Source organism: Haloferax sp. AS1, assembly GCF_014530665.1.
Classification (GTDB): Archaea; Halobacteriota; Halobacteria; order Halobacteriales; family Haloferacaceae; genus Haloferax; species Haloferax volcanii.
In genome coordinates this window covers 287,181-298,066 of the sequence record NZ_SPSA01000002.1, presented here as the reverse complement: position 1 = coordinate 298,066, position 10,886 = coordinate 287,181, and the positions used below count along the sequence as shown (strand labels likewise).

The window sequence follows — 10,886 nt, the reverse complement described above, 5'->3', positions numbered from 1 at the left end:
CGTGCTCTTGGGCTCTATTCCCGCGCAGGAGTGCCCCTATATCCAATTTCAGTTCTAAACATCCGAAATTTAAAGCGAAAACTTATATCACTCGATAAGGCGTACACACATACTAGTCTATGACTCGATGGCGAGCGAAACGCCGGTACGAAGCCAACCGGCGGTTCGGCGAGCGTGCGGACGAGGCGCTCGTAGCCATCTCTATCCTCAAAGCGAAGCGTGACGGTATCGATCTTGAGCAGAATGAGGAGGATCTGCAAGCAAAGCTCGAGTCGGGCCGACATCTACTTGAACGAATTCGTGACGCGCTTGATGAGGATCCTGACGCCGATCCGTATGAGTTAGCGATTGCGGAGCAGATCCAGACAAACGCGATTACAGCTAGCTCACGACTAGTCGGCGATTTCGACGACCTGATTAGAGTCATGGAAACCGCCGAAGAGACTCTCACTTATCAAGAAGAACTCGACGCTGTCCGTCAACAATTAAAGCGAATCTCGGAGACCGCGAGTCGCACTTCTCAAGACAGTATCAACCGTATGCGGGGGACTCTTGCCGACGGAACTCGCTGAGGCCCAGATCGCGTTTCTTCGGGGCAAGTTCGAGGCTGCACGCGAGGTTCTGGATACCTTGGACACGACGATTCCTGCGACGAGTTCAATTTACAGCTCCGTTGAGGACAGCTTCGATAATATCGAGGAAACTCGTCTGCTCTACGAACGAGCATACGATCAGGAACCAGACGCTGAAGCGACTCACGAACTGTACGAGGAGTACCTGCGAGCTATCGATGCCGTTGCTTCGGAACTCCAGGTACTGGAGATAGAACTTGTCTACCTGGATCTACATCAGTATCAACGCAACTCGACTACGTCTAGTCGGCTTGACCACGCGTCATCTCTCTCGTCGGAACTCGAGAAGGCCTTAGGACTGGATATTACAATCCTCCCGGTAATCTGGGATGGATTTGCAATCGATCCCCTCGATCAGAATATCCCTGCTACCGGTGACTTGAGCCAAATCTACGTCCTTATTCTCCCCCGAACTCAGAGTGACCCGGAGTTCTATGACCCAATTGTCGCTCACGAACTAGCGCACGCAGTCTTGGACCGGCAGGACGAACTAAAGACGGACTTCTATAATGCCGTGAGAGATGTCCAACGACGAACTCGTCATGAGATTGATGATGAGGCTCATTTCGCACGCTCGTGGCGGACCTGGTTCGAGGAACTGTTCTGTGATGCCTGTGGTGTGTTGACCTTCGGGCCGGCCTATCTCTCCTCGCTTGCTAGGCACCTCCACCACTCAAATCCGTATTATATCGAGAAAGATGCCGATAGAGACCTTCATCCACCACCCGCACTTCGATTCGATCTCGTGATGGACCTTTCTGAAGATGTCTTCCCAGAACTAATGGACGGAATTCGTGATGATTGCATCGCATTCGAGCGCCATCTCGATGCCCTTGAACACAGTCGGCCACGAATCTACGAAACCTACGACTACGGCGACCTTCGGACCTTCATCACCCAGGAAGTTCCGGCAGCGATTAATCACGATATCGAGGCACTCGTTGACGACATCTCAGATGGTGTATCCCCTGAGGAGCGTCCAGAGCGGGCGCATCGATTAGCAGCGAATCAATACTGGATGGAAACCTATTCTCCCTAGAACGGAGGATAGGAAAGGCGTGAGACGCGGTCGTGACTGAGTCGGCGGTTCATTCTCCGCGTGAGATACACGGTCAGCGGATCTTTGATCCCCTTCGAGGGTGAGCCCCAATTCAGTTCAGAGAGGTAGAACGCGTCGCGTCCGACTGAGTAGATGTCGAAATCACCCTCCTGAACAGCTATCTTACAGAGGATCGGCTGGGGTGTACCCTGTTCCAATCGCGGAGCGTCTGTGGTGAGTAGCAGGACGGTTTCGTCGTCAAGCTGCGCATACGAACCCATATCCGGCATTCCATCATCGTCGTAGATACGATAGGTTGGAGAATGCTGGACGTCGACGCCTATCCACTCGAAGGAGTCCGTCACGAACCCATTCGATTTCAGATATTCGACCCCCTCACGGAGTCCAGCGATCTCCTCGTCGCCGAGGTAGCCATTTCGGTGAATCGTCAGGGAATTCAGTTGCTCGAATTCAGAGTGGGGATTTGTGACTGCTCCTTGGACAGCTCGAATCAGAATCTGCTTCGCTAAGCCCTGATTCGTCACGGTACTCCGACCGGTCGGGTTCGGCTGCTCCGTTTGGTAGAGAATCTGATTGTCGGTTCCCGACACAATGACTCCACTGGCTACCGTCCGGTCCCGACCCGTCACACTGAGTCCGAGGTAGGCGTCTGTGTCGAGTTGGTTCTCAATGCTGAACGGGATGACGCCCAGCTTCACCCCCAACCCGACTGCCGTATTCGCAATTACATCTCCCTCGTGCCCCGACCGCTGAGCGCTACGTAGATTCGTTGCTGTCAACGATTGCAGCGGCTTCCCATCCAGTATCTCGATCAGTTTGTGGTAGACCTCTTCGTCGTGCTGGGGGATGTAGCCAAACCCGGCGTCGATATTATCCAAGGACTGCTGCCAATCTTTGACCTCGTGCGGGTCTTCGTAGTTGACTCTTCCTGGTGGATCCGAGAGGATGAGTCCAAGGTGGTCTTCGACGTATTCTCGAACTTTTTGATAGGCACTGAGAGCGTCGTCTTCCGCACCCTCTGGGAAGAGGACTGCTACATTGAAATTTTGATCAAACGTGCGCCGAGGACCGACCTCCTCGAGATATCCCTGCTTCGCTGGGTTCCAATATTCCTGAGTGAGGGGGCTGCCGCCGAAGCTAATGTTCGGCCGTCCGATGCCCATCTCTGTTGAGGGGTCGTCGCCGAAAGTCAATACAGGATATCCGTATGCGCTAATCCCATCACGCACTGGCGATTGGCTAATATCGGTCTGGATGGTGCCGATACTGATGTTTCCGATCTGCTCGCGGAATGCTTCGACTTTCTCCCATCGCTCCTGAGGTGAGAACGTCGCCTGTTGGCTGATGTCGTCCGGGCGATCTTCAGACGGTGCAAACAAGAGCAACGACGGAGCAGCAGGATACCAATCACTGTTCCCGTACCGGATTTTAACGGTGGGCTCAGAGGGGTCGACTTTGTCTGCAACTTCCCGACCGTGTCGGTCCTCAATTTCATTCAGTGTCTCGTTGTCAAACCGGCCTGGTGGAACTTCAGAAACGGTTGTATTCTCGAAAACCCCCGTCACAGTACAGGAAGTTCGATCAGAGGTTTGGTAAATGAACGTCCGTCCGACGAGTTCCTCGTTGACCCGGTTGATGCCCCAGTTATCGTCGTTCAGGTAGTCGGCTAGCGTGCGTGATCCAATCGCTCCAAGCGTCGGATCCAAGGTGATGAGGGGTCGATCGTGGTAACTAATTCGCACTTCGACGCCGGGATAGATATCATATCCCTCGATTTGCGTCTCACGATCCTCTCGATAGAAGGTATTCTTCGTCGAGTCGTACCAGTAACCGCCCGCTTCGAGGTCCTGTTTCAGTTCCTCGATGAGCGCTTCCTGCAGGACCTTGAAATCGCTCCACTCGGAGAAGTCGAGCTCTGCTTCGTGAGCAAATTCTAATTCTGCTCCCTCTGCAGATCGAATTGTCGCATAATCTCGCTCGGCCCCGATTACAGCGATATAGTGTCGATCCCCTTGGTTATACCAACGTGCCCTTCCTCCAATGTTCTTCTCGAGAATCGTGGCGTGGGCATTGAGGAGGGGGTAATTGTCGTTGGGTTGGGGATCAATATCATAGAGATCCGCAGTCACCGGCGGCACGTCGATCTCAAACGAATTGATGAACCGACCCATTGTGTACTATTCGCTGCTGACAGGATATAATACCCCGCGCTTTATCCGGTGAGCAGCTACTGTGTGGTGGGGAGTTCACTGAAATCGCGGCAGGAAGTTCTTATGGGTGCCCTTCGGACGATGCGTATGGGACTCTTTGAGACCTTATCCAGCTCATCCACCAGCGAATCTGTTCCTCAGGCGCAGCAGCCAGGTCAGCACGAAGTCTTCCCCGATGAGGAGTACAACGCGCTTACGCTGTAGCCCTTCGCAGACAACCGCGTTGATAGTCCTTTAATCGTGGATTATCTTCGAATGGCTCTGGTGAATCGCCATACAGCGGTTGATTTCACTGTTTTGCAGCACGCTTGATGTTGTGAACGACACATTTTACGACGAGTTCACGAAATTCTCGGTACCACGTTCGCGCTCGCACGGCGTCGCCGTGCGTGCGCTTGATCGACGAGAAGACGGTCTCACACATCGATCGTTGGCGGTAGCGAGGTCCATCGACCCGCGCGTTATGCGCGTGGTCGATGGGCCGGAAGATGCGATGTTTAATCAGCGGTCTCACGTCCTCTTCTCGCAGCTTCTCGCGTAAATCCATCCAGTCGTAGCCTTTGTCAGCGGCGAGGCTGTGCAGGTCGCCTGCGTTTCGGCAGGCGACCTGCCAGCCGAGCTGCGTGTCGTGCGTTTTCTCGGTCGTACAGTGAACGTCGAGAATCGCTTGAGTTTCTGTGTCGACGAGAGCGGTCGCTTTCAGTGTTTGAACGCGATAATCCGTCCGGCGGCAGTAGTGCTTGCTAGCGTTTTCGCGGTCGAAAAACGTGGCGTCGATGGCAGCGTGACCCGAGAGGTCGTGCAGCTCCGGCGAGAGTCGGAGCAGCACTCGCCAGACCTTCATCTCAAACCTATCAAACGCCTTAACCAGCGTCGAGTGATCAGGGAGATTGCCCTCTTCGAGGCCAATCTCCCCACAAATATGCGGCATCTCGCTCAGCAGATCGAGTGCGTTGCGGTACGATTCATCGAGGTAAACCCGCAGACAGTGCAGCGACACGAGGGCGTAGTCGGCGAAGCCGCCACCCCCTTCGGGGGCGGCGACTTCGCCTCGGCCACCAACAGCGTTTTTAGCTAACGTGACGGCTTTGCTCGTGAAGCGGGAGATTTTCGACATAGGCATCGACGGTTTCCCGCTTCATCTTCCAAGTTCTAACGGTCGAAACCGACGCCGTCTAGTGATTCACCAGAGCCCTTCGAATTAGTCGCCAGAACACATACTATCACTTTTCCACCTAAGCGAGGCTACCCGGACAAGTTCAACTAAGCATACTACTTGAACAGATACCCTGTTTTTTATATAAAGTATAAGTAAGTGGACGAGCTTACTCTTTAGTATGCAAAGTAGCACGAATACTCCCCATAGAGAGGGGACAAGTATATCACTCGATATTCCAGCACAAGACGCGAATTTATTCAAAAGCCAAGCAGTCCACGAAGTGCTTCTATTTTTATCACGTTATCACGCTGACTCGTTTTCTATCACTGAATTAGCTGACGCTGTAGATTACTCCCAGCCAAGTATTTCCAAGGCGGTGGACGTATTGACTGCAAACAACCTTGTAATCGACCGCCGTGAAGGAAACACGCGGCTTGTACACGTCAACCGAGCCCGGTTGTCACGACCGGACGACTTGTTTCTTCAGATCCCCCAATCAGAATTCCAGCCACCTGTCCGCACTGCAACCAACGAATTAGTCGAGAATCTCGACGGTGTCATTGGCATCCTCCTCTACGGGAGTGTCGCACGAGGAAACGCAGATCGGCTAAGTGATATTGACCTATGGGTACTCGTTGAGGAAGATCGAATGGCGAACCAGCGAACGGCAAACCGTGTACGACAGGATCTCGAAGAGCGGCAATTCGAAACAGGCCGGTACGCATACGATATCGACGTCGAGTCCTTGCCTGCGATTCCGAACTATACTGAGGAACTGCGAGAGGTACTTCGTGGTGGGCTTGTTGTCTACGACTCCGAGAAGTTTGAAACAGTCCGAAAGATGGTCTTCCACGGTGAGCTCGATGAGTGAAGGATCCGATCCACGAGCCATAACCGACGCACTCAACGCGGCAACTGACGCGTTCAACGAGGAGGGGTTTGGTGTCCCAGCACGCGAAGACGGGATCGACCCGGACGACGATTGGAAAACACAGCTCACGAAGGCCTGCCGATTGCTTGCAGCTGTTGATCAAATCGCTGATCAAGGGTTCTACACTGCGACGATTGAGTTGTGTTTCGGTGCAACCGAACGGTCTATCGAAGCGTTTGCATTAGCCGAAGGAACGAGCGAGCTCAATGACTTCCACGACCATACCACCTGCTACGATCGTGCATCTGATCTAGGGCTTCTGTCTCGGGACACAACACGCGACCTTCGGCACTTGTACGATACTAATCGAACTGACAGTTACTACGGCGGACGTCGCCCAACGCAGCGACAAGCAGAAGCGATGCAACAACTTGCCAAGAGTGTCCACAAACACGTCACCAACCAGATAAGAGTAGGCGGCGTTTGCACGTGCGAGACCGGAACTAATCCATAAGAGATAGTCGTTCGACGAGAGAGATGCATCGAAACCTAAGGTTCGAGGCCGTTCTGAATTCAAGTCGCATCACGACTTCACCACGTGCCTCATATTCGATGCAGTAGGTTAATACAGGTACATCCAAATTGAGACAGCTCGCTCGTCAGCCACGGAGTCCCTCCTCCGCAATGCGGTCGATTACCGCGCGCCGCTGACGCCGAAGGTCGTCCCGCTGTTCGGCGAACTGTGCTTCAGTCTCTGTCTTGAACTGTTCGAACACCTGCTCATCACCGCAGACGAACGAGCCGCGGACTGCATCATGTGCAACAGCTAGTGGGAGCGTCTCAATATCCGAGACATCAACGAACGGCGCATCCTCCCACTGAAGATCACCCGATAGGAAACACTACTTCTCAAATCGGTCACGAGCAGAAAGACTGTCCGCAAACTTGACTGCGATGTCGAGATCAGACGCCATCGTCGCCCCGCCCGTAATCTGTGAGCCGAGTGTGACCACGAATTTAATATCCGAGTCAGAACGGACTGCCTCTCTGAGGGCAGAAAGCGCCTCTGAACGTCCATCGCTCGGTTCCATGTCTAAATCCATGGTGTATCGTCACAATAGAATTCCGTCGGACTGAGACAAGTTATGGAGTGTGTCACAGAAAGACACCTGGCTTGAACTCTGTCGAGGGGGGAGTAGACGGCTCACCGCTTACACATTGACGGGCGTTACAGCACCTAGTGACAGGGAGGCAATTAATTAATAGTTACAGTACGTCTGGTTGTCAAGTGAAATTCTCATGCCACTCTTAGACGATTTCTCCGGATTCGAATTTGAAGACCTGATGGAGGATGTTTTTCGGAATCTCGGGTACGAAAACGTCCATCAGGCACGCAAAACCGCCGACGAAGGACGAGATATCCTCATGGAGGAGGTCGTCGACGAGACACGCCGTGGAGTTGTCGTCGAGTGCAAACACACAGGCTCTGTCGGACGGCCTGTCGTCCAGAAACTCCACTCAGCCATCGCGACGTACGACTACGACGGCCCAAAGCGTGGTATCGTCGTCACGACAGGGCAATTTTCTGCACCCGCTGAAGAGTACGCTACTCGCCTTAGACAGAACGGCGATCCATATCCAATCGAGCTCATCGACGGAACCGACCTGAGAGACATCGCCGACGAAGTCGGCTTGGATCTCTACAACGGTCGTATCGAGATTCTCTGTGACGAAACGCTCCGACCGTTCGATCCAGCAAGCGGCGTTGATGCACCAGTACGTGAAGCAGCCCGTGACATCCAAAATCTCGACGCAGACGCACTCCCAGAACCACACAAGCTCGTTGATTTCCAGCCCTATCTCACCATTAGTGCACGAATAGACGCTGTCTTCGAAACCTCAGTCGGTGTCATCCATCGCGTCAACGAATCAAACCGCTTCGTCGTCCATGCGACGCGAGGAGAACCCAGCGTCGCAGACAGTAGACTCGCAGACCTCATCGCGAACAACGGCCAGCAAGCAGTCGAACTCGATTCCAACCGCTTCAGCACGATGTTCGACGACGTCGACGTCACTCGCTACGGGCAGACAGAAACCGACTACAAAGAGTGGGCAGTCTCTCGTCTCCAGCAACATCACACGACGACTGTCAGCTACACAGGTGGCAACAATGTCACCTACGAGAAGACGTGTGAACCGAAGCAGTCAGACATCTCTATCCAGGCGATTTCACCGCTCTACGTCCCACGGGTTCGACAGACACTGCAACTCCAGCAGTACACCTATCCGTACTCGTACTACGCTGCGGGGCCCTCCCGAGTCGCGATCGAAGACGAAATCCATCGCTGCGTCCACTGTGAGAAAGAAACAGCAAAATCGTACACGTACTGTGCAAATTGTGGGAGCATCAACTGTGACTCGCACATCAAAACAGAACGGCTCGAGGGGACACCAGTATGTACACGCAGGATCTGTGTCAACTTCCACAGTCTCGGAAGATGGATCTATTGTGTGCCTTTATTCAGAAGATTACGTTCGTACTATACTAGATTATAGAGTGATCTGCTCGCCGAAACTCGCCAGCCGTATGAATTAATAGTCAGGCTCCGACTAGCGTTTGCTGGCTGAATCCTTCACTTTCCCCTTCTAGTTGTGAGGAGTCGGGTTTAGCAGTGTGAGTGCGATCTTGCGATGTACAATTCGGCCAGAGGTGGCCAGTTTCGAATCCATCTTCCGAGACTGTGGTCGGGGGCCACAGTTTCAGAGGATGTGCAGTTTTAGCGTTGATTCGCCACTGAATTAGTCTAGATTACGGAGAAAGTGAGCTAGGAAATCTGCCAAAATCGGTTAACCCTCTGTGATTGTCAGGAACGTATCCAATTATCTCTCCCAGAAATAGTGCCACCGCTCACGAGGGGCAAGCCCAGTGTTCGTTCACCTAGTCCGGCGGAAGCAGCGCCGAAGAGACCAATTCAACGCATTCTCCAGCGGTTACAATCGGTGCGTAGTCCATCTCACCGTCAGCAGCAGCTTTCAACAGAAAGTCAGTGAGCCGCCAGATATTGTACAAGAGAACTGCGAACACGAAGTAGAACAACCGAACGCGGTAGTCCTTCGAGGAAGTCTTCGCTAAGAAATCGTGTTTGATTGATTTGTACTCATTCTCGATTTGCCATCGACTACTGTATCGACGACAGAACGCTTCAGCCCCTTCCGGCTGAACATGAGCATTCGTCGCAAAGACGGTCGTCCCATCCGACTTCGTCGAGGGAACGTAAAGAAACTGCATCGCGTGTGAACCCTGTTCGACGTGGACAGACGCTGACTCAACGGCGACCTCTTGGTCGTCTTGCTCCATCTGCTCAATCGCTTTATGCTCTGAGCTCGTAGTCCGTTTAGGAATCAGGTACCCCACGTTAAGATTTGAGAGCGTCTGAAACACTCTCATCGAGTCGAATTCGCGGTCACACAGTACCATCTCGATAGGGACATGCTCCTTTGCTTGGCGAACTAATCGCCGGACAATCCGATGCATTCGATTCGGCGGATTGTCATCCCACGCTGAACTCTCTCGAACCGGTTCGACAGCCAATACGAGTGGGACATTTTGGCCGACAATCGAGAGGGTGGCAAACTTGAACGCACGTCCATCACCGTCTTTCGTCCCGCTGACCATCGACATTCCTTCGACATCACCAAAGTAGGGCACTGTGGTAATGTCAAGTGCGACAGTTACTGGCCGCCGAAACGAGACTTCAGACTCGATTACTGAGAGTAGCCGGTCGGTAGCGATGTTGAACCCATCGAGGAATGACTCACCATTGAATTGCTTGACTGCCCGAAGGTGGGTGTCACCGTGTGGGCCATATTCTTTGCCACGTCGGTACTGAAAGCGAGCTGCACCTTGTGCAGTCCCGCAGCCAACCATTCCCATGAACGTCTGTAACTCGAAGAATCGAGAATCATCATACGACGAGTTCTCTGCTCTGCCAGAGTCAAATGGATTGAAGCAATGCTCACGAGCAAGACGAGTCGTACGAAAGATCTCCTTGTCGTCGAACGTGATTCTCTGTTCTTCTCCATTTTCAGGCTTCTCCGAGCCACACTCTTCGGAATCGGTGACTTCGTGCTTAGGACGTACTTCGGCAACAGCCGGGCCAAAGTCGTTGATATTTTTGACGAGCAGGTGTGCGCCCCGCTTGACAAACTCACGAGTGGCGTCGTCGAAGCGGTTACGCCACGTCCTCGATAAGACCGACATATCTGGAATGCGGTCGAGGCCAACCGCAGAGGCGAGTTCGTGATGGCCGGAGAGTTTTCGATAGCTGTTTCCAGTGATTTCGCGGTAGAAGAAGAGTTTGAGTATTCCGTGAAACGGATACGATGATGGGTGCCACTCAGGATAGCCGTGTTCAAGCGTCTTAACCCGAATTTTAAGTTCTTCGAACGCTTCAAGTAGTGACTTGCCGAACCGGAGGTGTTCCCGAAGATCGAGCCCAACAAGAAACGCATCGGTCATTCGAGCAGCACTGGTTCCCATACGACCGATATTTTCAACGCTCCTCATCAATACCTCGACAAGCGATAGTTCGAGCAGCTATCTAGACAGTGCCCTAAAATGGGCACTGTCTAGTTAGTAACCTCCTCGACTGGCGTTCGTCCATCGAGCGCTTGATGCGGTCTTTGATAGTTGTAGTCAAGCGGGGCTCCTCGAAGACGAAAGCGGGCAGGTGAAGCTGACGAGTTGGAAGGCCTCGGACGTGCCGTGGATTCGCGAGGGCGAACGCGTGCGGATTCACGGAGCGGCGCGGAACTGGTACGACGGGCGTGTCTCGATTGCGCTGACGGGGTGGACGACCGTGATGTTCCCCGAGCGTGACGCCTGGTGGGACGCCTAACGGCGCGAGGCAGCCCTCTTTTTTTTGCTGGTTGCCGGGCCGACCCAGACCCCACC

The 10,886-nt window shown here is 53.3% G+C and carries 8 protein-coding genes and 2 pseudogenes; 6 read left to right on the top strand and 4 right to left on the bottom strand.

What is annotated here, in order from left to right; all coding sequences use genetic code 11:
* Positions 1 to 119: 119 nt before the first annotated feature.
* Complete coding sequence (locus E4P24_RS16175) at positions 120 to 572, top strand: hypothetical protein (RefSeq protein WP_188148778.1); 453 nt, start codon at positions 120 to 122, stop codon at positions 570 to 572.
* On the top strand, positions 553 to 1,671 hold the full coding sequence (locus tag E4P24_RS16170; protein WP_188148777.1) for a hypothetical protein: 1,119 nt from the start codon (positions 553 to 555) through the stop codon (positions 1,669 to 1,671). Before E4P24_RS16175 ends, E4P24_RS16170 begins: the two co-directional genes overlap by 20 nt.
* On the opposite strand, the gene E4P24_RS16165 is transcribed toward E4P24_RS16170, so the two are convergent.
* Both E4P24_RS16165 and E4P24_RS16160 read right to left on the bottom strand, forming a co-directional pair.
* The gene (locus tag E4P24_RS16165; protein WP_188148776.1) at positions 1,668 to 3,863 is read right to left on the bottom strand and encodes a hypothetical protein; all 2,196 of its coding nucleotides are present in this window, start codon (positions 3,861 to 3,863) and stop codon (positions 1,668 to 1,670) included. The genes E4P24_RS16170 and E4P24_RS16165 overlap by 4 nt on opposite strands.
* Before the next feature lie 328 nt (positions 3,864 to 4,191).
* Positions 4,192 to 5,019, bottom strand: coding sequence for an IS5 family transposase (locus E4P24_RS16160; RefSeq protein WP_188148775.1), 828 nt, complete (start codon positions 5,017 to 5,019; stop codon positions 4,192 to 4,194).
* 220 nt (positions 5,020 to 5,239) lie between these two features.
* On the opposite strand from E4P24_RS16160, the gene E4P24_RS16155 reads away from it, so the two are divergent.
* Together E4P24_RS16155 and E4P24_RS19350 are read left to right on the top strand one after the other, a co-directional pair.
* Positions 5,240 to 5,932: a nucleotidyltransferase domain-containing protein gene (locus E4P24_RS16155; protein ID WP_004967670.1), complete on the top strand. Its 693-nt coding sequence runs from the start codon at positions 5,240 to 5,242 to the stop codon at positions 5,930 to 5,932.
* The gene (locus tag E4P24_RS19350) at positions 5,925 to 6,446 is read left to right on the top strand and encodes a DNA-binding protein (RefSeq protein ID WP_345776374.1); all 522 of its coding nucleotides are present in this window, start codon (positions 5,925 to 5,927) and stop codon (positions 6,444 to 6,446) included. The genes E4P24_RS16155 and E4P24_RS19350 overlap by 8 nt, the downstream gene beginning before the upstream one ends.
* A 145-nt stretch (positions 6,447 to 6,591) precedes the next feature.
* Here E4P24_RS19350 and E4P24_RS19345 read toward each other — a convergent pair.
* A pseudogene (locus E4P24_RS19345) lies at positions 6,592 to 7,023 on the bottom strand (nucleotidyltransferase domain-containing protein).
* Positions 7,024 to 7,231: 208 nt separating this feature from the next.
* On the opposite strand from E4P24_RS19345, the gene E4P24_RS16145 reads away from it, so the two are divergent.
* On the top strand, positions 7,232 to 8,488 hold the full coding sequence (locus E4P24_RS16145) for a restriction endonuclease (protein WP_188148774.1): 1,257 nt from the start codon (positions 7,232 to 7,234) through the stop codon (positions 8,486 to 8,488).
* Between the two features lie 382 nt (positions 8,489 to 8,870).
* Here E4P24_RS16145 and E4P24_RS16140 read toward each other — a convergent pair whose 3' ends face one another.
* Positions 8,871 to 10,472, bottom strand: a complete 1,602-nt coding sequence (locus tag E4P24_RS16140; RefSeq protein WP_188148773.1) for a transposase — start codon at positions 10,470 to 10,472, stop codon at positions 8,871 to 8,873.
* Positions 10,473 to 10,629: 157 nt separating this feature from the next.
* Here E4P24_RS16140 and E4P24_RS16135 point away from each other — a divergent pair.
* Positions 10,630 to 10,830: pseudogene (locus E4P24_RS16135) on the top strand (DNA-binding protein); the annotation flags it as partial.
* Positions 10,831 to 10,886 lie beyond the last annotated feature (56 nt).

What these genes read in the sequence shown, in the direction of transcription:
- E4P24_RS16175 (WP_188148778.1), top strand. Translation starts at nt 120, where the DNA reads ATGACTCGATGGCGAGCGAAACGCCGGTACGAAGCCAACCGGCGGTTC.
- E4P24_RS16165 (WP_188148776.1), bottom strand. Translation starts at nt 3,863, where the DNA reads ATGGGTCGGTTCATCAATTCGTTTGAGATCGACGTGCCGCCGGTGACT.
- E4P24_RS16160 (WP_188148775.1), bottom strand. Translation starts at nt 5,019, where the DNA reads ATGTCGAAAATCTCCCGCTTCACGAGCAAAGCCGTCACGTTAGCTAAA.
- E4P24_RS16155 (WP_004967670.1), top strand. Translation starts at nt 5,240, where the DNA reads ATGCAAAGTAGCACGAATACTCCCCATAGAGAGGGGACAAGTATATCA.
- E4P24_RS19350 (WP_345776374.1), top strand. Translation starts at nt 5,925, where the DNA reads ATGAGTGAAGGATCCGATCCACGAGCCATAACCGACGCACTCAACGCG.
- E4P24_RS16145 (WP_188148774.1), top strand. Translation starts at nt 7,232, where the DNA reads ATGCCACTCTTAGACGATTTCTCCGGATTCGAATTTGAAGACCTGATG.
- E4P24_RS16140 (WP_188148773.1), bottom strand. Translation starts at nt 10,472, where the DNA reads ATGGGAACCAGTGCTGCTCGAATGACCGATGCGTTTCTTGTTGGGCTC.